Consider the following 20,611-nt stretch of genomic DNA (forward strand, 5'->3'; position numbering starts at 1 on the left):
GACGCTTCCTTCGTACTCACCCGAGAGACTCTCTCAGGCTTTCCTCCGGGCGCTTCCCTTCGGTGTTTCCGACTCTATCAGATCTTTTCTCGACCTGATTTCCTCGGTGCTTTCCAGGTTCCCGCTCTCGCGTTTCCCTTTCCGGCTTTCCCGACTTTATCAGAACTCTCGGAGCCGATTGACCGGCATCCATTTCTGAATCATCGGGAGGGGCTCCGCGGAATCGATGTTCCAATCGATGTTCCAGGAGCAGATAGATGTTCTCAAACGTCCCGTGGTGGAGGTCCACCTCCAGGCAACTGTTCGAATCTACCTCCTCGCTCGACCCGTGTCAACAGGTCTTGCGCGGCGAAGAGGAGACTAGCAGGTCAACGGACGGCGACGCACATCCGACGGGCCGTCCCCGCGTCACGCCGCCATCGGGACGGCCGCGCTGCGTTCGTGCGCTTCCAGGTCGCCTGTGTCGCCGGCACGTGCCGCGCGACGGCCCAGGATGAACACGTAGGCGAGAAAGGCCAGCTCAGCGAGGATGCCTATCCCTATCCGCGTCCAGGTCGGAAGGCCGGACGGGGTCACGAAGCCCTCGATGGCGCCGGACACGAAGAGAACAAGGGCAAGGCCGATCGCCATTCCCAGGGCCGCCCGGCCCTCCTCCGCCAGGGCATTGCGGCGGGTGCGGGGGCCCGGGTCGACGAGGGTCCAGCCGAGTCGCAGACCCGTACCGGCGGCCACGAAGACAGCCGTCAGCTCCAGGAGTCCGTGTGGAAGGACCAGCCCCAGGAACGTGTCGAGACGGCCGGCCGAGGACATCAGGCCGATGCCCACTCCCAGGTTCAGCATGTTCTCCAGGAGGATCCAGAGGACCGGGAGGCCCAGGAAGATGCCGAGGACCAGGCACATCGCGGCAGCCTTGGCGTTGTTCGTCCACACCTGGGCGGCGAAGGCGGCGGCGGGATGGCTCGAGTAGTACGTCTCGTACTCGCCGCCGGGACGAGTCAGATTGCGGAGTTCACCCGGGGCGGCGATCGCGGACTGCACCTCCGGGTGGGTGCCTATCCACCACCCCAGCAGCGCGGCGATCACCGTGGAGAGCAATGCGGTGGGTACCCACCAACGGCGCGAGCGGTAGACCGCGGCGGGAAAGCCCTGGGTGAGGAAGCGAACGACGTCGCGCCACGAGGCGCTGCGGGTGCCCGTCACTGCGCTGCGGGCTCGTGCCACCAGTTGACTGAGTCGGCCCGTGAGCTGGGGATCCGGTGCGCTGGACTGGATCAGCGAGAGATGGGTGGCGGTGCGCTGGTAGAGGGCGACGAGTTCGTCCGCCTCGGCTCCGGTGAGGCGGCGCTGGCGGCGCAGCAGGGCCTCGAGGCGGTCCCACTCGGGGCGGTGGGCGGACACGAACACGTCGAGGTCCATGGGTCGGGCTGCTCCTCGTCCTCTCGTACTGCATGACGTACCGCGTGTCAGCTTGTCGCACTGGAGCGCGATGCGCCCTCAGCTTGGCAGACTGTCGTATCCCAGGGCGGGTCAGGGGAAGGACGGCGGGGATGAGTGGACTGGTGACGGGCGAGGCGGTGGCGCTGGAGCTGCGCCCGGCGAAACTGCCGAGCCGAGTGCTCGCGGTGACGCTCGACCTGGTGGTGGCGCTGGGCGCCTATGTGATCGTGATGATCGCCTTTGCGGCGTCGGCGTCCGGTCTGGACGAGGCCGCGCAGATCGCGGTGTCGATTGCCGTCTTCATCCTCGTACCGGTGGGCGGACCGATCGCGGTGGAGACCCTGAGTCACGGCCGTTCGCCGGGGAAGCTGGCCTGTGGGCTGCGCGTGGTGCGCGACGACGGAGGACCGATCCGGTTCCGTCACGCACTGGTCCGGGGCGCGGTCGGCGTGGTCGAGATCCTGACGACGTTCGGGGTCGTCGCATGCATCGCCTCGCTGATGTCCGCCCGGGGCCGCCGTCTCGGGGATGTGTTCGCCGGCACGCTGGTCGTGCGGGAGCGGGTGCCTACGGGACGTGCGGCCTTCGTGCCCCCGCCGCCGCCCTGGCTTGCCGGGCGGTTCTCCGATCTGGACCTTTCGGCGGTTCCGGACGGGCTGTGGCTGGCGATCCGGCAGTACCTGACGCGGATGCAGTACCTGGATCCGCAGGTGGGCTGGGCGATGGCGGAACGTCTCGCCTCCGATCTCGCGGCCCTCACGGGGGCTCCCGCGCCGAACGGAGTCCCGCCGGCCGCGTATCTGGCGGCGGTGGTGCAGGAACGCCAGGCCAGAGAGACGCGGCGGACGCTCGGCGGCCGGGGTGAAAAGGCGCCCGGCGGGGTGGGTCCGTCGGCGCAGGGGATGCCGGACGGGCACGCTCCGGCACCTCGGCAGGCCCCTGTCCCGCAGGGCGGGGGAAGCCCGTGGCAGGCTCCCGGGCCCCACGACGCGGACGATTGGTCCGGGAAGGGCGTCGAGCAGCAGACGTATGGCCGGCCGGAGGCGTCTGGGCAGCCGCAGGCGTCGGCTGACGGGTCTCAGGAGGACCGGCGGCCGCCGGCGGCGCAGACAGCGCCGTCGGCGGACCGCCCTGGCACAGGGTTCGCGCCGCCCGCCTGACGGGCCCGCGCGCGCCTCGTCATGTGAACGCCGACGGCGGTGACTCGAGGTGCTCCAGCTCGACACCGGGCGCCGCGAGCACGACGTCGCCGGCGATGTGAACGGAGTGCCGCTCCCCCGTGTCCAGGGCTGTGACCTGGTATTCGTCGACGATCAGAGGGTCGTTGTCAGTGGGGTGTGCTTCTCTGTCGATCAGGGCCCAGGACTGGTCCACGGTGCGGGGGGCGAGGACCGGATCGGTGAAGGCGACGAGGCGTACGCGCGTCGCGGCAGAGGAGGGGGTGAGGCGCAGCAGCCGGGCGGTGGCGACGAGGAACGCGGGGGACGTGCCGGTGAAGGCGTGGGCGGCGACATTGCCTTCGGTGGCATGGGTGCCGGTGGGGTCGGTGCGGACCCATGTGACGCCCTCCAGGGCGGCGCCGCGCACCTGCCAGCTCGCGGCGTGGAGTTCGAGGCGGATGGGGCGGCCGAGCCCGTCGAGGGCGAGGTCGACGGATCCGGCGTGGTCGCCGGAGGGGGTGGTGAGTTGGGAGACGTAGCGCCAGCCGGAGGGGCCCGGCGCGCACTGGAAGTGTTCTTCGGCGAGGAGGGTGCCGTCGTGCGGGTCGTGAAGCGAATATCGGCCGCGGGGCATGGGGGTCCTGGGGGGTGACGGGCTGGTCCGGCCGGTCCCGCCGGTCGGACCAAAGGGGCAGGCCCCCGACACGGGGGTGCGGGGGCCTGCCTCAGGGACTGGTCAGTACCGGTAGTGGTCCGACTTGTACGGGCCGTCGACGTCGACGCCGATGTACGCAGCCTGCTCGGGGCGGAGCTTGGTCAGCTTCACGCCGAGCGCGTCCAGGTGGAGGCGGGCGACCTTCTCGTCGAGGTGCTTGGGCAGCGTGTACACGCCGGTCGGGTACTCGTCGGGCTTGGTGAACAGCTCGATCTGGGCCAGCGTCTGGTCCGCGAAGGAGTTGGACATCACGAACGACGGGTGACCGGTGGCGTTGCCCAGGTTCAGCAGGCGGCCCTCGGAGAGGACGATGATCTTCTTGCCGTCCGGGAAGGTCCAGGTGTGGACCTGCGGCTTGACCTCGTCCTTGACGATGCCGGGGACCTTGGCGAGGCCGGCCATGTCGATCTCGTTGTCGAAGTGACCGATGTTGCCGACGATCGCCTGGTGCTTCATCTTGGCCATGTCCGAGGCCATGATGATGTCCTTGTTGCCGGTCGTGGTGATGAAGATGTCGGCCTTGTCGATGACCTCGTCGAGGGTCGTGACCTGGTAGCCGTCCATGGCGGCCTGGAGCGCGCAGATCGGGTCGATCTCGGTGACGATCACGCGGGCGCCCTGTCCGCGCAGGGACTCCGCGCAGCCCTTGCCCACGTCGCCGTAGCCGCAGACGACCGCGGTCTTGCCGCCGATGAGGACGTCGGTGGCGCGGTTGATGCCGTCGATCAGGGAGTGGCGGCAGCCGTACTTGTTGTCGAACTTCGACTTGGTGACGGCGTCGTTCACGTTGATCGCGGGGAACAGGAGGACGCCGTCGCGCTGCATCTCGTACAGGCGGTGGACGCCGGTCGTGGTCTCCTCGGTCACACCGCGGATCTCGGAGGACAGCTGGGTCCACTTCTGGGGGTTCTCGCCCAGGGTGCGGGTCAGCAGCTGGAGGATGACGCGGTGTTCCTCGGACTCGGCGGTCTCGACGGACGGGACCTTGCCGTCCTTCTCGTACTCGACGCCCTTGTGCACGAGGAGAGTGGCGTCACCACCGTCGTCGAGGATCATGTTCGGACCCCCCGTGGGGGTGCCCGGCCAGGTCAGCGCCTGCTCCGTGCACCACCAGTACTCCTCCAGCGTCTCGCCCTTCCAGGCGAAGACGGGGATGCCCCGGGGGTTGTCGGGAGTGCCGTCCGGACCGACGGCGATGGCGGCGGCCGCGTGGTCCTGGGTGGAGAAGATGTTGCAGGAGGCCCAGCGGACCTGCGCACCGAGCGCCACCAGCGTCTCGATGAGCACGGCGGTCTGGACGGTCATGTGCAGGGAACCGGTGATGCGGGCGCCGGCCAGGGGCTGCGCCTCGGCGTACTCCTTGCGGATCGCCATCAGACCGGGCATCTCGTGCTCGGCGAGGGTGATCTCCTTGCGGCCGAACTCGGCCAGGGAGAGGTCGGCGACCTTGAAGTCCTGTCGGTTGTCGACAGTCGTCATTGAGGGGTGCTCCTCGGAGTCGGGGCGAGGTGGGTAGGGCTGGTCTGCGCGGCGGCGGACACAAGAGTCCGAAGAGGACACACGTATGCCCACGTACGCGCAGCGCAGTCCGTCGGAGGCCCTCTCTCCCTCGGCCGGCCCACGGGGCCGCCCGACCGCCATCAGCAGCGACGTCTGGCTCTGTCCCAAGCTACACCGCGGTACCCGGCCCTCCCCAGTCCGCCTCCGGACACATCGCGGCCGCGGCGGAGCGGACCGCGCGACGTCCCGGGCGGTCCGGCGGAAGCCCGCAAAGCCGTATGAGCAGGGTGTTTCCGTACTTTTGTGTGCGGACGGCGAGCAAGGCGCCTGCAGTGGCGGGCGCTGGGACCTGGCGTTCCTGGGCTGCGATCCGTGTGAGGAAGGTGTCAGGCGGGCGTCGGGCCCGGCGCTCGGGTGTCGCACAGGCTGTCGCTAGCCTCTGCGCGTGCGGATGGGCCGCGCGGGGAGGGGACGGCGATGGGTAAGGGGCGGGGACTGGCGCTCGCGGCATGGCTGACGCTGCCAGTGGGGCTGATTTTGTTGGTGGGCTCCCTGCTGTATGTGCGGTCGGCCTATACGGGAGTCACGGTGCGTGGCGGAAGCATGGAGCCCACCTATGGCATCGGCCGACAGCTCGTCGTGCAGCGGCTGGACGGGGACGAGATGCACAGAGGGGATGTCGTCCTCTTCGCGACGCCGGGCCGCTTCTCCGACCAGGCCGTGCTGAAGCGGGTGATCGGGGTGGGCGGCGACCATGTGGTGTGCTGCGGCACGGGCACGGAGGAACGCATCACCGTCAACGGCCGGCCGCTGGTGGAGCCGTATGTGAAGGACGGCATCGCCGACGGTACGCATCAGCCGTATGACGTGAAGGTGCCCGAAGGCCGCTTGTTCGTGCTGGGTGACCACCGGGTCAACTCCGTGGACTCACGGTTCTTCGCGACCGACGGCCACCAGGGAACGGTGGCCGTCGGCGATGTGCAGGGGCGCGTCCTCGGGGGTCCGGTCCGGCTTCTGGGCTGGCTCCTGTGCGGGCTGCTCGGACTGGTCCTGGCAGCCACGGGTCTCGGGCTGGGAATCGCCGCCGTGGCGGTGCGCAGGAGGCGGGTCGTCCCGCCCGCGCCGCCGTGGCCCACCCACGCGTGAGGGTCAGTGGCCGGCGGTCCGGTCCGGCCCCCCGGGCGTGGCCTCGGCGTCCGGGCCCTTGGCCGCCTCCGCCTCGCTGTAGATGTCCGGCTCCAGGTAGATGACGCGGGCGATCGGGACGGCGGCGCGGATACGGGCCTCGGCGGCGTTGATCGCGGCGGCGACCTGCGCGGCGGTGTCGTCGTGCTGTACGGCGATCTTGGCGGCGACCAGCAGCTCCTCGGGCCCGAGGTGGAGGGTGCGCATATGGATGACGCGGGTGACGGTCGCGCCGTCGACGGTGGCCGCCTCGATCTCCTTGACCACGTCCGGGCCGGCGGCCTCGCCGAGGAGGAGGGACTTGGTCTCGGCGGCGAGTACGAGGGCGATCAGGACGAGGAGGAAACCGATGCAGATGGTGCCGATGCCGTCCCAGATGCCGTCACCGGTGAGCACCGCGAGGCCGACACCGCCGAGGGCGAGGACCAGACCGATCAGCGCACCGAAGTCCTCCAGGAGCACGACCGGCAGCTCGGGTGCCTTGGCGCGGCGGACGAACTGCGCCCAGGACAGCGTTCCGCGCAGTTCGTTGGACTCTTTTATGGCTGTGCGGAAGGAGAAGCCCTCGGCGATCAGCGCGAAGACGAGCACGCCCACCGGCCAGTACCAGTGCTCGACGTCGTGTGGGTGCTGGATCTTCTCGTAGCCCTCGTAGATGGCGAACATGCCGCCGATCGAGAAGAGGACGATCGAGACCAGGAAGGCGTAGATGAAGCGTTCGCGGCCGTAGCCGAACGGATGCTGCGGGGTGGCCGCGCGCTGGGACCGCTTGCCGCCGATCAGCAGCAGGAACTGGTTGCCGGAGTCGGCGAGCGAGTGGACGCCCTCGGCGAGCATCGAGGACGAGCCGCTGAAGGCGAACGCCACGAATTTCGATGCCGCGATCGCGAGGTTGGCGCCGAGTGCCGCCACGATCGCCTTGGTGCCGCCTGACGCGCTCATGAGTCCGCGTTGTCCCTTCGTTGCCGTCCCGCCCTGATCCGTCGTACTCGCGTACCCCGTCCAGGGCTTTGCCCGTCCTTTGCCGGTGGGTCATTGTTGCAGCCGGGTCCGGCGGTGCTGCGCCGGACCGGCCAGGACGGGCAACGGCTGCGGTCAGGCGATGACCGTGGCCCTGAAGAGCGTGCCGATTCCGGACGCCTCGGTCTGCTCGTCCGCCGGTACGAAGACGGACTGCCCCGGGGCGAGCAGGTGGTCGCCGACCCGTACGGAACCGGCCGTGCACAGCAGGATCTGCGGGGTCGGGCGGGTGAGGTCGTGCGGGGCGGCGCCCTCGGGGAGGACGTAGCGGGACAGGCGGAACTCGTCGATGGGGGTCTCGTAGACCTCCTCGCCGTCCGGGGACGCCTCGGGGCGCAGCACTCCGGGGTCGTTCGCCTCGAAGCGGACGATGCGCAGCAGTTCGGGGACGTCGACGTGCTTGGGGGTAAGACCGCAGCGCAGAACGTTGTCGGAGTTGGCCATGATCTCGACGCCGAGGCCGTTCAGGTAGGCGTGCGGGACGCCCGCGCCGAGGAACAGGGCCTCGCCGGGCTGGAGCCGCACAGGGTTGAGCAGCATGGCCGCGATCACGCCGGGGTCGCCGGGGTAGTGGTGGGCGATGTCCGCGTACGGGGCGTAGGCACCACCGAGGCGGGCGCAGGCGGCCGCGGCCTCGGTGACCGTGTGGGCCATGTCCTCCGGGTCGGCGGACAGGACGGCGGTGAGGACCTCGCGCAGGGCCGCCTCTTCGGGGTGGGCGTGCAGCAGGTCGACGTAGGGCTTGAGGGAGTCGACGCCGAGGCCCGCGAGCAGGTCGGCGGCCTCGACGGGCGCGCGGAAGCCGCACAGGCCGTCGAACTCGGTCAGGGCGCAGATCAGTTCGGGCTTGTGGTTGGCGTCCTTGTAGTTGCGGTGGGGCGCGTCGACGGGGATGCCGCGGCGCTCCTCGTCCGCGTAGCCCTCCTTCGCCTGCTCCAGGTCGGGGTGCACCTGGAGGGAGAGCGGGGCGCCGGCGGCGAGGATCTTCAGCAGGAACGGCAGCCGGGGGCCGAACCTGGCGACCGTGCGGCCGCCCAGCTCGTGCTCGGGGGACTTTTCGATCACCTCGTTGAGCGGGCCCCGAGGGGTGCGCGAGGGTGCGCCCGGGTGGGCACCCATCCACATCTCCGCCTGCGGCTCACCGGTCGGCTCCACACCGAGGAGGCGGGGGATGGCGGTGGTCGAACCCCAGGCGTAGGGGCGGACGTTGTTGTCGAGGCGATCCATGGGTGTCTTTTCTCCGTACGTACGCTGTGCGGCGGCCGCCGGTCAGGTGGCGTGAGCCAAGATCAGGCTCCCGAAGCGAGCGCCACGTAAACAGCGGCGAAATCCGTGATGGCGATCAGTTCCGCGAGGGTCTCCAGCTCGCTGCCGTCCTCCGGCTCCAGCTCGCTGATCGCCGTGTCGTGGCTGAGGGCCAGCTCGCGGGCGGCGGGAGCCGCGCTCAGGCCGCCGAGCGGGCGGTCGCGCAGCAGTACCACGCGCGCGTGGAGGGCCTGGGCCTCCTCGACGCGGTCCCGGAAGAAGTCCTCGGGGTCGGCGCCGGCGGCGAGTGGACCGGAGAGCAGGACGCTGTGCGAGGCGAGTGCCTCGGGCAGCTGCGCGGTGAGCGCGGGACGGCCGGCCAGCTCGGCGAGCGCGGCCGCGAACCTGCGGCCGGCCGGCTCGGCGGAGACGCCCTCGGTCCAGATGACGGGGAGGGACTCCGCCAGCTCGGCGGCGAGGGTCTTGGCGGGATTGCTGTAGGTGGCGATGGCCGGGCCGCAGCGTTCGGCTACCTGGTCGAGGCGGTCGGCGACCTTGTCCAGGGCGCCGGGCGGCGCGGCGATCAGTCCGGTGCGGTCCACGAGCGCGAGCAGCGGGGTGAGCAGGGCCCACAGGACGCCGGGCGCGGACGCGGCGAGCGGTTCCTCCTGCTCGTAGGGGGCCGTCGCCATCGGGACGAACAGGCCGTGCGCGCCGTTCACCGCCTCCGTGACGGGCGAGCCGGCGGGGGCCACGGCGACGACGGTGCAGCCGCGCCGGTAGGCCTGCTCGACGAGGATCCCGAGGCCCGGTTCGGTGCCGTCGGGTGTGGCGACCAGCAGGAGGTCGACGGGGCCCGCCCAGCCCGGCAGGTCCCAGCGCAGGGCGCCGGCAGCCGGGGCGACACCGGTCGGGTGGATACGGGTGACCGGGCAGGAGGCGCCGGCGAGGGTGGCGAGCAGCTCGGCCACGCCCACGGAGGCGGTGCCGGGGCCCGCGATGAGCAGGCCCCGGGGGCGGCCGTCGGGCTTCAGGTCGTTGACGCCCGCCTCGGCGGCGTGCCGCACGGCGGTGCGGACCCGGGCGCCGGCCTCGGCGGCGCCGCGCAGCAGGGCACGGTGGTCGGCGAGCGCCAGCGCGTCGGGGTCGTCCAGCAGCGATTCGTCGAGCATGAGCGGCAGTCTCCGATCGCCGGGTCCGTCAGGCGGGGCGGCGGGCCTCGTCCACGAGCAGGACCGGGATGCCGTCCCTGACGGGGTAGGCGAGGCCGCAGCCCTGACCGGTGCAGACCAGCTCGCTGTCCTCCTCCTTGAGAGGGGCGTGGCACGCCGGGCAGGCGAGGATCTCCAGGAGGCCGGCTTCGAGCGGCATAAGGGGTCCCTTCAAAGCGAGTGCGCTTGGCCTGGTCAGACTACCGCCGAGGGGGGCGGCGTGCGGGGGTTGGGCGTGCGGCGCGGCCTTGGGGCGCCCCGCTCGCAGGGGACGCCCTCTCCGGTCGTGCCGCGCGGTGTGCGGTCAGCCGCGGATGATATCCAGGGCCTCGTCGCGGATCTTGGCCATGGTCGCCTCGTCCCTCGCCTCCGCGTTCAGGCGGAGCAGCGGTTCGGTGTTGGACGGGCGGACGTTGAACCACCAGTCGGCGGACGAGACGGTCAGGCCGTCGAGCTCGTCGATGCCGACGCCCTCGCGGCCCTCGTACGCCGCCCTGATCGCGGCCAGGCGGCCCTTCTGGTCGTCGACCGTGGAGTTGATCTCTCCGGAGCCCGCATAGCGGTCGTACTCGGCGACCAGCTGCGACAGCGGGCCGTCCTGTCCGCCGAGTGCCGCCAGGACGTGGAGCGCGGCCAGCATGCCCGTGTCGGCGTTCCAGAAGTCCTTGAAGTAGTAGTGCGCGGAGTGCTCTCCGCCGAAGATCGCGCCGGTGCGCGCCATCTCGGCCTTGATGAAGGAGTGGCCCACGCGCGTGCGTTCCGGGGTGCCGCCGTGCTCGCGGACGACCTCGGGCACGGACCAGGACGTGATCAGGTTGTGGATGATCGTGCCCTTGCCGCCGTGCTTGGCGAGCTCCCGCCCGGCGACCAGCGCCGTGATCGCGGACGGCGAGACCGGGTCGCCGTGCTCGTCGACGACGAAGCAGCGGTCGGCGTCTCCGTCGAAGGCGATGCCGATGTCGGCGTGCTCCTCGCGGACCCGCTTCTGCAGGTCGACGATGTTCTTGGGGTCGAGCGGGTTGGCCTCGTGGTTCGGGAAGGTGCCGTCCAGCTCGAAGTACATCGGGACCAGGTCGATGGGCAGACCGGCGAAGACGGTGGGCACGGTGTGGCCGCCCATGCCGTTGCCGGCGTCGACGACCACCTTCAGGGGGCGGATCGTCAGGTCGACGAGGGACCGCAGGTAGGCCGCGTAGTCCTCCAGCGTGTCCCGCTGGGTGACCGTCCCGGGCGTCTGCACGGGCTCCGGCGCGCCCTCGTCCAGCCACCGCTCGACCAGGGCGCGGATCTCGGCGAGACCGGTGTCCTGGCCGACCGGCGCGGCGCCCGCGCGGCACATCTTGATGCCGTTGTACTGCGCCGGGTTGTGCGAGGCGGTGAACATGGCGCCCGGCAGGTTCAGTGCGCCCGACGCGTAGTACAGCTGGTCCGTCGAGCACAGGCCGATCTCGGTGACGTCGGCTCCGCGCGCGGCGGCCCCGCGGGCGAAGGCGCGCGAGAGTCCCGGGGAGGAGGGCCGCATGTCGTGACCGATCACGATCGCGTTCGCGCCGGTCACCTGGGCGAAGGCCGCCCCGAAGAGCTCGGCCAGCGACTCGTCCCACTGGTCCGGGACGACACCGCGTACGTCGTACGCCTTCACGATCTGCGACAGATCAGCAGCCACTGCCAACCCTCCTGAGGTCTTGACGATGCCCCCAAACTACCTGCTGCAACCGGCCCTCCGCGGGGGTCCACGGGACTCGAAAGGCAGTTCCCACGGAGTTCATACCGGGGCCTCATGGACGCCGCCCGAGGGCTCAGTTGTCGGGTGAGCGCAGCACTCTCAGGTGACCCCGGCGTGCGACCTCCATCGGGTCCGCCGTGCGGGCGCTGCCGCCCGCTTCGGCCGCGCGCCGCTGCGGGCGGGCCGCCTCGCGGACCGCGTTGGCGAGCGCCTCCAGGTCGTCGCCGCTGGGGCGGGCGGGGGCGGAGCCGTCCAGGAGCCGGACGACCTCCCAGCCGCGCGGTGCGGTCAGGCGCTCGGAGTGCTCGGCGCACAGGTCGTAGCAGTGGGGCTCGGCGTAGGTGGCGAGCGGGCCGAGGACCGCGGTCGAGTCGGCGTAGACGTACGTCAGCGTCGCGACGGCGGGTCGGCCGCAAGCGGTGCGCGAACAGCGACGTACAGGGCTCACGACGTTGGACGGTACCGCACTCTTGAGCGGGCCGCGACGACTCTCCCCCAGGTCACTCCACCGTGTCGTGCTGTGAAACACCCCACAGGCTTCTCCGGACCGGCCTGGGTGACCTGCGTGGAGACCTCGGGACCCGACCTCGGCACCCCCTGAAATCGGTCACCACTCGGTACAAAGACCGTCAATTTTCATGAGGCAGACGGTCCGGGAGGATATGGAATCGAGCCCAATCTTGGCTGGAATGGTCATCCTGCGACATGCCGTACGGTCTCGGTGGACATCCGGCGCCCGGTCCCGGCGTGCCGACTGGACAGGACGCGACCGGGGGAGCGCACGGTCGTGTGGGGCCGGGCGGCGAGCCCGTACGGGGATTACGCTTCGTCAGTGATGGAGAACGCCGTACCGCCCCGCGCCGCCGCACCCAGGCCCCGCCGCCGTGATCGCCACGGCAGAGGCATGCGCGGCCCCATCGCGCCGCCCCAGGTGCCGCTCGCCGCGAGCCGTGCCGAGGCGTTCGCGGATCTGGTGCAGGACTCCGTGGAGCGTCTGGAGCGGCGCTGGCCGCAGCTCGCCGACATCGACTTCGTCGTTCTCGAGGTGCCGCGCCTCGACGGCCCCGGCCAGGCGTGGAGCGACGAGGCGGTGCCCCTGGGTGGCACGGTCCCGGCCGGTGACGGGCGCAGGGCGCGTGTCGTCGTCTACCGCCGCCCGGTCGAGATCCGCACCAAGGGCCGCGACGAGCGTGCCGCCCTGGTCCACGAGGTGGTCGTGGAGCAGGTGGCGGAGCTGCTCGGGCTGACTCCTGAGACGGTGGATCCGCGCTACGGCGAGGACTGACCGGCCCCCGGGGCGGCCGCCGCTCGCTTCGGGGCGGCGGCCGCTCGGGCCGTCACTTCTTCAGCAGGACGGAGAGGTCCTGGTCCGCCTCGGGCACCGCCACGGTGCCCCGGTCGTCGGGAAGGGTCTGCACCGTGAACGCCGGAACGCCCTCAAGAGTCGTCCGGAGTTCACGGGCGCCGTAGACGGGCCCTCCGGAGAGCGGCTCCACGGTGAGGGCGTACGTGCCCTTCAGGCCGCTCGGCGCGGGCGCGTCCACGATCTGTGTCGTACCGCCCTTGATCGTGTACTCCTTGGTCACCGCCGTACCGCCGTCGCTGCCCGCGGACGCGGTGACCCTGACCGTGGCCGTGCCGTCCGGGGCGGTCAACGCGAGCGTGGTCCCCTTGGCGTCGTTGTCGGCGACCGAAGCGCGGGTGCCGACCGGCGCGGTCGCCGGGATGAACGCGGACTCCTGCTCGGCGCCCTTGCCGCGCACCACCCGCACGGCGGCGACCAGCGGGACCGGGGTGTCGCCGGGCGTCAGCACCAGGGAGCCCGCCTCGCCGCGGGTGACGTCGCCGAGGTCGACGGCCGTGGTCATCCCGGCCTTCACATGCAGCGTCTCGTTGCCGGCCGGGGTGATCTGCCCGGAGGGCGAGGTGAGGCGCACCTTGAGGTCGGCGTCGTTGTCGCCAGGCACGAAGGCCACCAGGCGCACGTCCGTGGCGTCCTTGGGAATGCCCGGCAGCACCAGGGAGCCCGAGGGGTCCGTCGAGGGGGCCAGCCAGTCGCCGCCCAGCTTGTCGTCGAGGGCCTGCACGGCCGCGGCGACACGGCCGCTGCGGACGCCCACGTGGACCGTGACGTCGGGCTCCTTGGCGTCGGTGAGCGTGGACAGCAGGATCGGCTCGCTGGAGTGCGGCGGGACGGTGATGCCCTCGCCGACCGTCGACTTGAGGCCGCCGTCCTTGCCGTACAGCTCGATGTCGACGACCGCGGCGGAGTCGTCGGGGTTGGTCAGATGCACGTAGTCGGTGCGGGAGGCGGCGGTGCTCGCGCCCGTGAACCAGAACTCGGTGTCCGGCGCCGAGCAGTTGGTGCCGAGCAGGCCGCGGCCGGCGCCCGCGGCGACCTGGGTGGTCTCCTGGACCGTCCAGCCGGGCGCGAGGCGTCCCGTGGCGGTGCCGATGAGCGCGGGTGTGTCGGCGCCCGTGGTGTCCCCGGTGACCGGGGTGCCGGGCTCCTTGGGGGTCACGGCCGGCGCACCGGACTGCTTCCGGCCCTTGCCGTCCTGGCCGCTTTTGCCGTTCTTGCCGTTCTTGCCGGTGTCCGTGCCGTCCGCCGACTGTGCGCCGGCCGCGGTGAGTTCGGCCTTCCCGTCGCCGCTCGCGCCCTTCGAGACGGGCGTGAACGACGTGTACGTGGTGTCGGCGATGTCGGAGGTGCTCGGCTCGGGGCACAGCAGCCGGGACTGCTCGACGGGCAGCCGGACGGCCGTCTTCGCGGTGCCGCTGCCGGATGCGTCGGGCGCGTCGAGCGCGGCGAATCCGGTGACGGCGGCGAGAGCGGCCACGCCGGCGATCAGGGACAGGGTCGTGCGGTTCACTGCTGGCTCCCGTCGGGGCGCTCACTGTCGGTGCCGTGCGCCGGGTCGTACGGCGCGGCGTAGCCCTGGGTGTACGTCGGGTCGTACGGCGCCGTGTTCCCGTAGGCGTAGGGGTCGTACTGTGCGCCCTGGTAGGGATCGGCCGGGTAGGGCTGCTGCTCGTACTGGCCCTGTGTGTACTCCTGGGTGCCCTGGTACTGCTCGCCGCCGTACGTGCCGTACTCGGTGCCCGCGTAGCCCGCCGTGTCCCACTCCCCGTAGGTCTGCTGCTGCGGGATGGCCACAGGCTCGAACGCCTCCTCCTGATCCGGGGGCGGAGCGCCGGTGTCCTGCCCCGCGCCTTCCGCCTCGGCCTGGGCACGCAGCCGGCGTGCCCGGCGGCCCTCGCCGGCGGTGTCCTGTGCGGCCACGGCAGGTTCCTCGGGGAGGTCGTCGTCGATGTCCCGGCGGCGGCCGGGCAGAGCGAGCACCACAAGGACGACGGCGAGTGCGCCCTGCGCCCACAGCCAGGCGGTGTGGCGGAACGGGCTGTCGTAGGTGACGTCCAACGTGCCACCGGTGGCGGGCAGTTCGAAGCCCTGGGCCCATCCGTCGACCGTGGTGCGGCTGAGCGGCCTGCCGTCCAGGGAGGCACTCCAGCCCGCGTCGGCGGTGTCGGCGATCCGCAGAACGCGGCCCGCCGTGCCGGAGGGGATCTCGGTGTGGATGCCGACGGGTCCGGCCGCGACGGGCTGCGGTGCGGCGGAGCCGGTGACGATCGCGGCCCGGGAGACCTCCCGGTCCACCCGCCACAAGGCGCTGCCGTCCTGCTGGCTGAGCCGGGACAGCCCGGGGGTGGCGTCCAGGACCCGGCTGACCTCCCGGGGGGCGCCCTTGCGCACGAGGACGTACCGCACGGCGAAGCCGCCCAGTTCGTCGGCCTGGTCGGCGCCGGAGCCCGCCACGAGGTTGGCGACGACCTTGTCGAGCCGTCTGTTCTCTCCGTCCTCGGCGGCGAGTTCGCCGTCGCCGAGCCGGGCGCCGGAGCCGCGGACCAGGGTGTAGCCCACGCGCGCGGTGGAGTCGCCGTCGAGGACGAGGGTGCGGGCCTGGTCGCTGGTGCCGCCCTCCTCGGCGACGAACGCGGGCACCTGCACGGGATCGCGCCGCTCCACGGGCCCGTCGGCGCCGCGGATCATCCATCCGGCGGCGATGAGCAGGGGACCCGCCGCGCAGGCGAACGCGATGAGCGCGGCCACGGGCTGCCGCCAGCCGAAGCTCTGCTCGGCCACCCGGTCGCGTGCGCCGTCCGCGCCGATCGCGGCGGCGGACAGCAGCGCGAGGCCGTAGACGAGGGTCGCGGGTCCGGCCCAGGCCGAGCCGTTGGAGAGGACCGCGAAGACGAGCCCCACCAGGGCGGCCGCCCATGCCGTCCAGACGCCCCTGTGGCGCTCGGCGCGCATGAGGGCCGCCAGCGCGGCGAGGACGATGCCGATGAGCATCAGCCCGCTGACCGTGCCGGGGCCGCCGGGGCTCGCGCCCAGCAGATCGGAGGCGGAGGCCGCGCTCTTGCCGTAGGCGAGACCCGCCTCCCGGAAGAAGCCGTGGGGCAGCAGTGTGAGCGACCAGGGGGCGAGCACCAGCAGCGGGGTGCCCAACTGGACGAGGAGACGCGGCGCGTACGCGAGGAGGTCGTTCCGGCGCACGGCGAGCAGGAAGACGCCCAGCACCACCGCGATCGGCCACACGATCGGCGTGAAGGCGGTGCTGATCGTCAGCAGCAGCGCGTACGCCCAGGTGGCGCGCCAGCTGCCGCGCGTGCCGGAGGCGTGGGCGAGACCGGCGGCCGCGATGCCCGCGCGCGCGAGGAGCGGCAGCAGGACGGCGAGGGCCGCGGTGCCGATGCGGCCTCCGGCGAGGGCGCCGGTGGCGGCGGGCAGGAAGGCGTACACGACGGACGCCCAGGCGCGCAGCAGCCGGGACTCGACGAGCGGACGCGAGGCGAAGTAGGCGGTGAAACCGGCCAGTGGCACCGAGCAGACGAGCAGCGCTGTCACCGCGAGTCCGGTGGAGCCGAAGAGGAGGCTCGCGAGCATGGCGACGAGCGCGATGTACGGCGGCGCGGATTGAGTGCCACCGGCGCCCACCGGATGCCAGGCGTCCAGATAGCGCGCCCACAGCTCGGAGGAGTCGGCGGGGGCGGGCAGCAGCGCGCCGCCGGCGAGCGCGCCACCGCCGAGCAGGGCGCGGCAGGCGACGAGCGAGACGAGCAGGAGGACGACGAAGAGCACCGGGCCGGGTTTGCGGGCGATGCGCTTGAGCCTGGCGAACTGCTCGACCTGCAGGAAGTCGGCGTCGTCGCCGCCCGGTCCGGACTCCAGGCCGCCGCCGTGCCGGCCGGCCGAGGAGACCTCGGGGTCGGAGCGGCCCACCAGATTACTCGCGACCTGTTCGACGGTGGCGCGGACGGTCGCCCCGGGCGGCGGGAACAGCGGGCGCAGTTCCCCCTTGTCGACCTGGGGGCGGCCGCGTCGGCGCCGCCCGGCGATGATCCGCTCCGGCCGCAGCAGGATTCCCAGCAGTCCGCGGATCTCGTCGACGGCCTGTCCGGGCACCTTGCCGACCAGGTACGCGACCGTGCGCAGCAGGGTGCCGAGGACCAGGCGGAGCAGGACCCAGGGCAGCTGTGCCGTGCGGGCGTTGACGAGGAGGGTGTAGACGGCGCCCGCCTTGTCGACCTTGTGCGGGGAGGCCGTGGTGCGGCCCGCGCAGTCGACGGTGCGGCGCTCGCGGGAGGCCGCCTCCGCATGCCGTACGACCGCGTCGGGGGCGACCAGGACGCGGTGGCCGGCGGCATGCGCGCGCCAGCACAGGTCGACGTCGTCGCGCATCAGGGGCAGGTGGCGGTCGAATCCGCCGAGCTGCTCGAAGACATCGCGCCGGATCAGCATGCCGGCCGTCGACACGGACAGCACCGGGCGGACGTGGTCGTGCTGGCCCTGGTCCTGTTCGCGGCGATCGAGACCGGTCCAGCGACGGCCGGAGTTGGCGATGCTGACGCCGACCTCGAGGAGCTGCCGGCGGTCGTACCAGCCGCGGAGCTTGGGGCCGACGACGGCCACGTCGTCGCGGCCCAGCTCCAGTTCGTTCTCCACGATCCGCAGCAGCTGGGCCAGGGCGTCGGGTTCGGGGGCGCAGTCGTCGTGCAGGAGCCACAGCCACTGCACCGGCTCGCCGTACGGCAGCTCGGGCAGGTCGTACGCCTCGTCGCGCCAGCTGCGGGTGACGGGGTCCCAGCCGCTGGGGCGCCTGAGGTAGGGCAGGTCGTCCGGGGTCAGCACGGCCGCGGTGCGGTTCGCCTCCTCGACGGCCTGGCCGAAGCCGGTGCGCCGGGCGAGGTGCAGGACACGGTCGCCACCGAGGGCGTCGGTGAGCAGCTGGGCGGAGGCGTCGGCGCTGCCGGTGTCGGCCGCCACGGCGTTCTGCACGGGGCGCTCCTGGCCGAGCAGCCCGGCGAGCGCGTCGGGCAGCCAGCGGGCACCGTCGTGGGCGACGAGGACCGCGGTGACCACGTGACGCGGGAACTCAGGTGTGGCAGCGGTCTCTTGGTGGGCTGCCGTATGGCTGTGCACGGACATCGAGGTACGGGCCCCGGTTCGATGGACTGCGGTGGACGCCTGTGCCCACCGGGGGCAGCGGGACGTCTCGGACGAGCGACCACACTATCGGCTGGGCAGCACAGCGGCCCGCCGCCTGTGGATAACCCACCTGCGACGGGCCGTCATGGCGTCCGGACGGCAGGCCGGGGGCCGTTGTCCGCAGAGGGCGCCGGAGACCGATGTCCGGGAGAGGGTGCCGAGGATCTCCGGCCGGTCCGCGTCAGACCGCGGCCTTCTTTAGACGGCGGCGCTCACGTTCGGACAGACCACCCCAAATGCCGAAGCGCTCGTCGTTGGCGAGCGCGTACTCGAGGCACTCCGAGCGGACCTCACAGGCGAGGCAGACCTTCTTGGCCTCGCGGGTGGAGCCGCCCTTCTCGGGAAAGAAGGACTCGGGGTCGGTCTGGGCGCACAGCGCGCGCTCCTGCCAGCCGAGTTCCTCGTCCGCGTCGTCGACCAGCAGTTGCTGCACCAGCTCGGTCATGTGCGCCCCTCGTCAGTCTTCTCGCGTCCCCGTGATGTAGCCGTTACCGATTTCGGCTGAACGACACGAGTGAAATTACAAGTGTGCCGATCCGGGCCAGTCAAGCCGAGATCTGCTATTGGGCCCCTTATTCACTCTGCGGAACCAAGGCTATGCGGAAAGTGTTCAAATCGGCATAAACCCAGACACCCCGCAGGGCTCCAGGCGGGCCGCCACCCCGTCATGGGGGAGGACGCCCGCACGTTCGATCCCGTTCCGACGGGAACCGCGAAGCGAACCGGATCACATTCCGATCACGAGATCGCAACGAGGCTCGTGCGCCCGGTGGTGCGCTCCATGTGTCCCGCACTCCCCGTGAACAAACCTTTCATCTGCCAGAAGAACCGGATGAGGTGAAACAGCTCGCACATTGCAGCCCTCAAGTTGACAGAGAAGGTGTGAACCGATGTCCTAGGGGGCATGCTCGCGAACTCGGCACTCACCCAGACCCGCTCCGCCGGGTCCCACGGTGCTGCCCGCGCTCGCTGTAGCTGTTGCTGTTTCGGCTGTTGAGCCCGTCTTCCCGCTCCGGCCGCCCCTGAGTCCACCCGACTCGGCTGTTGTTCCCCGCCCGCACCAGGGCTCCCGCCACGCCCGTGATCCGGGCGGACGACTCGCGACATCCAGCCGCCCCCCGCACTCCCGCCGAGGAACCACCGCACCCATGAACAGCGACAGCGACCTGCAGATCGCCGGCGACATCCTGGAAGTACCGCACCTGCTCCAGCCGCCGCGTGAGCACCCGGCCACCGTGGCCGAGTTCGCCGGCCTCGCCCGTTCCATCGCCGCCGACCGCTCCCAGTGGGAGCACCTCGTGCGGTACGACGCGGCCTCCCGGTGGTACCACCGGCTGCGCACCGGGCCCGGTTACGAGGTGTGGCTGCTGTCCTGGGTCCCCGGGCAGGGCAGCGGGCTGCACGACCACGGGCGTTCCTCCGGCGTGCTGACCGTCCTGCACGGCGCACTGACCGAGCGCACGGAGCGCGGCACCCGCGCGTTGGGCGCGGGGGCGCAGAGGGTTTTCGCTCCCGGATACGTGCACGAAGTGGTGAACGACACCATCGAGCCGGCGGTGAGCCTGCACATCTACCACCCGGGCCTGACCGAGATGCCCATGCTCTCCCCGTCCCGGCTCCGGGCGGCCGGGGGAGCCCCCGTCTCGGCGTGCGCGGCGGAGCACGGCCCCGTGGACTCGGTCACCGCCTGAGCGCGGCGGCCGTCCACAAGTCCACAACCCCTCACGAGGGGTCCCGGCCGCCTGCGAGACCGCGAGACCTGCCCACCCGTCCCCGTCCCCCGCCCCCGGCCACCGGCCACCGGCCACCGGCCACCGGCCACCGGCCACCGGCCACCGGCCACCGCCGCTCAACGAGTGGGCCTGCGGCTGACACACTGTTCCAATGCGCATTGTGGTTCTGGCAGGCGGCATCGGCGGTGCCCGGTTTCTGCGTGGTCTGAAGCGGGCCGTGCCCGACGCGGACATCACGGTCATCGGCAACACCGGCGACGACATCCACCTCTTCGGGCTGAAGGTCTGCCCGGACCTCGACACGGTGATGTACACGCTCGGCGGCGGTATCAACGAGGAACAGGGCTGGGGCCGGGCCGACGAGACCTTCCATCTCAAGGAGGAGCTCGCGGCGTACGGCGTGGGGCCGGAGTGGTTCGGGCTCGGCGACCGCGACTTCGCCACGCACATCGTGCGGACGCAGATGCTGGGCGCGGGCTATCCGCTCAGCGCGGTCACCGAGGCGCTGTGCGACCGCTGGAAGCCCGGGGTCCGGCTGCTCCCCATGTCGGACGACCGCGTGGAGACCCATGTCGCCGTCGAGCTGGACGGCGAGCGCAAGGTGATCCACTTCCAGGAGTACTGGGTGCGGCTGCGGGCCTCCGTCCCGGCCCAGGCGGTCGTGCCGGTGGGAGCCGAGCAGGCGAAGCCGGCCCCGGGCGTCCTCGAGGCCATCGCCGCGGCGGACGTGGTGCTCTTCCCGCCCTCCAACCCGGTGGTGTCCGTCGGCACGATCCTGGCGGTGCCCGGGATCCGGGAGGCCATCGCCAACGCCGGGGTGCCGGTGGTCGGTCTCTCCCCCATCGTCGGTGACGCGCCCGTGCGCGGCATGGCCGACAAGGTGCTCACGGCGGTCGGTGTCGAGTCGACCGCCGCGGCGGTCGCCGAGCACTACGGCTCCGGGCTGCTGGACGGCTGGCTCGTCGACAGCGTGGACGCGGCCTCCGTGGAGCACGTGGAGGCCGCCGGCATCCGCTGCCGCGCGGTACCGCTGATGATGACCGACCTGGAGGCGACGGCCCGGATGGCCGGCGAGGCACTGGCGCTGGCCGAGGAGGTGCGAGGCGTTTGAGCGGCGGTTTTTTGGGGG

General features: G+C 71.7%; 17 protein-coding genes. 5 read left to right on the plus strand and 12 right to left on the minus strand.

What is annotated here, in order from left to right:
- Positions 1-408 precede the first annotated feature (408 nt).
- Complete coding sequence (locus tag ABZ876_RS09735) at positions 409-1,416, minus strand: stage II sporulation protein M (protein WP_361777035.1); 1,008 nt, start codon at positions 1,414-1,416, stop codon at positions 409-411.
- A 131-nt stretch (positions 1,417-1,547) separates the two neighbouring features.
- Here ABZ876_RS09735 and ABZ876_RS09740 point away from each other — a divergent pair, with 131 nt between their 5' ends.
- Complete coding sequence (locus ABZ876_RS09740) at positions 1,548-2,597, plus strand: RDD family protein (RefSeq protein WP_361777038.1); 1,050 nt, start codon at positions 1,548-1,550, stop codon at positions 2,595-2,597.
- A 19-nt stretch (positions 2,598-2,616) separates the two neighbouring features.
- On the opposite strand, the gene ABZ876_RS09745 is transcribed toward ABZ876_RS09740, so the two are convergent.
- Both ABZ876_RS09745 and ahcY read right to left on the minus strand, forming a co-directional pair.
- Positions 2,617-3,231 (minus strand): hypothetical protein, encoded by a 615-nt coding sequence (locus ABZ876_RS09745; protein WP_361777041.1) that lies wholly within the window; start codon positions 3,229-3,231, stop codon positions 2,617-2,619.
- Between the two features lie 102 nt (positions 3,232-3,333).
- A complete protein-coding gene (ahcY, locus tag ABZ876_RS09750) occupies positions 3,334-4,791 on the minus strand; it encodes an adenosylhomocysteinase (protein ID WP_361777044.1) in 1,458 nt (485 codons plus the stop codon).
- A 498-nt stretch (positions 4,792-5,289) separates the two neighbouring features.
- Between ahcY and lepB the strand changes: the two genes are divergently transcribed.
- Positions 5,290-5,958, plus strand: a complete 669-nt coding sequence (gene lepB, locus ABZ876_RS09755) for a signal peptidase I (RefSeq protein WP_361777047.1) — start codon at positions 5,290-5,292, stop codon at positions 5,956-5,958.
- A gap of 3 nt (positions 5,959-5,961) precedes the next feature.
- On the opposite strand, the gene ABZ876_RS09760 is transcribed toward lepB, so the two are convergent.
- From ABZ876_RS09760 to ABZ876_RS09785, 6 genes are all read right to left on the minus strand, one after another.
- Positions 5,962-6,939: a cation diffusion facilitator family transporter gene (locus tag ABZ876_RS09760; protein WP_361777050.1), complete on the minus strand. Its 978-nt coding sequence runs from the start codon at positions 6,937-6,939 to the stop codon at positions 5,962-5,964.
- Between the two features lie 153 nt (positions 6,940-7,092).
- Positions 7,093-8,244 carry a mannose-6-phosphate isomerase, class I gene (gene manA, locus ABZ876_RS09765; protein WP_361777052.1) on the minus strand — a complete coding sequence of 384 codons (1,152 nt, stop codon included), beginning with the start codon at positions 8,242-8,244 and terminating at the stop codon, positions 7,093-7,095.
- A 62-nt stretch (positions 8,245-8,306) separates the two neighbouring features.
- On the minus strand, positions 8,307-9,434 hold the full coding sequence (locus ABZ876_RS09770; RefSeq protein ID WP_361777055.1) for an SIS domain-containing protein: 1,128 nt from the start codon (positions 9,432-9,434) through the stop codon (positions 8,307-8,309).
- A 28-nt stretch (positions 9,435-9,462) separates the two neighbouring features.
- A complete protein-coding gene (locus ABZ876_RS09775; protein WP_361777058.1) occupies positions 9,463-9,633 on the minus strand; it encodes a Trm112 family protein in 171 nt (56 codons plus the stop codon).
- Between the two features lie 144 nt (positions 9,634-9,777).
- A complete protein-coding gene (locus ABZ876_RS09780) occupies positions 9,778-11,139 on the minus strand; it encodes a phosphomannomutase/phosphoglucomutase (protein WP_361777061.1) in 1,362 nt (453 codons plus the stop codon).
- Between the two features lie 133 nt (positions 11,140-11,272).
- Positions 11,273-11,647, minus strand: coding sequence for a DUF3499 domain-containing protein (locus ABZ876_RS09785; protein ID WP_361777064.1), 375 nt, complete (start codon positions 11,645-11,647; stop codon positions 11,273-11,275).
- A 387-nt stretch (positions 11,648-12,034) separates the two neighbouring features.
- Here ABZ876_RS09785 and ABZ876_RS09790 point away from each other — a divergent pair, with 387 nt between their 5' ends.
- Complete coding sequence (locus tag ABZ876_RS09790; protein WP_361778091.1) at positions 12,035-12,484, plus strand: metallopeptidase family protein; 450 nt, start codon at positions 12,035-12,037, stop codon at positions 12,482-12,484.
- Positions 12,485-12,536: 52 nt separating this feature from the next.
- On the opposite strand, the gene ABZ876_RS09795 is transcribed toward ABZ876_RS09790, so the two are convergent.
- The 3 genes from ABZ876_RS09795 to ABZ876_RS09805 all read right to left on the minus strand — a co-directional run bounded on the left by ABZ876_RS09795 (position 12,537) and on the right by ABZ876_RS09805 (position 18,194).
- Positions 12,537-14,072, minus strand: a complete 1,536-nt coding sequence (locus ABZ876_RS09795; RefSeq protein WP_361777067.1) for a DUF5719 family protein — start codon at positions 14,070-14,072, stop codon at positions 12,537-12,539.
- Positions 14,069-17,689: a glycosyltransferase gene (locus ABZ876_RS09800; protein ID WP_361777070.1), complete on the minus strand. Its 3,621-nt coding sequence runs from the start codon at positions 17,687-17,689 to the stop codon at positions 14,069-14,071. The genes ABZ876_RS09795 and ABZ876_RS09800 overlap by 4 nt, the downstream gene beginning before the upstream one ends.
- Before the next feature lie 241 nt (positions 17,690-17,930).
- The gene (locus ABZ876_RS09805; RefSeq protein ID WP_003975777.1) at positions 17,931-18,194 is read right to left on the minus strand and encodes a WhiB family transcriptional regulator; all 264 of its coding nucleotides are present in this window, start codon (positions 18,192-18,194) and stop codon (positions 17,931-17,933) included.
- A gap of 703 nt (positions 18,195-18,897) precedes the next feature.
- Between ABZ876_RS09805 and ABZ876_RS09810 the strand changes: the two genes are divergently transcribed.
- Positions 18,898-19,440, plus strand: a complete 543-nt coding sequence (locus tag ABZ876_RS09810; RefSeq protein WP_361777072.1) for a cysteine dioxygenase family protein — start codon at positions 18,898-18,900, stop codon at positions 19,438-19,440.
- 193 nt (positions 19,441-19,633) lie between these two features.
- Positions 19,634-20,593: a 2-phospho-L-lactate transferase gene (cofD, locus tag ABZ876_RS09815; RefSeq protein ID WP_361777075.1), complete on the plus strand. Its 960-nt coding sequence runs from the start codon at positions 19,634-19,636 to the stop codon at positions 20,591-20,593.
- The last annotated feature ends 18 nt before the right edge of the window (positions 20,594-20,611 follow it).

Source organism: Streptomyces sp. NPDC046931, assembly GCF_040644655.1.
Taxonomy (GTDB): Bacteria; Actinomycetota; Actinomycetes; order Streptomycetales; family Streptomycetaceae; genus Streptomyces.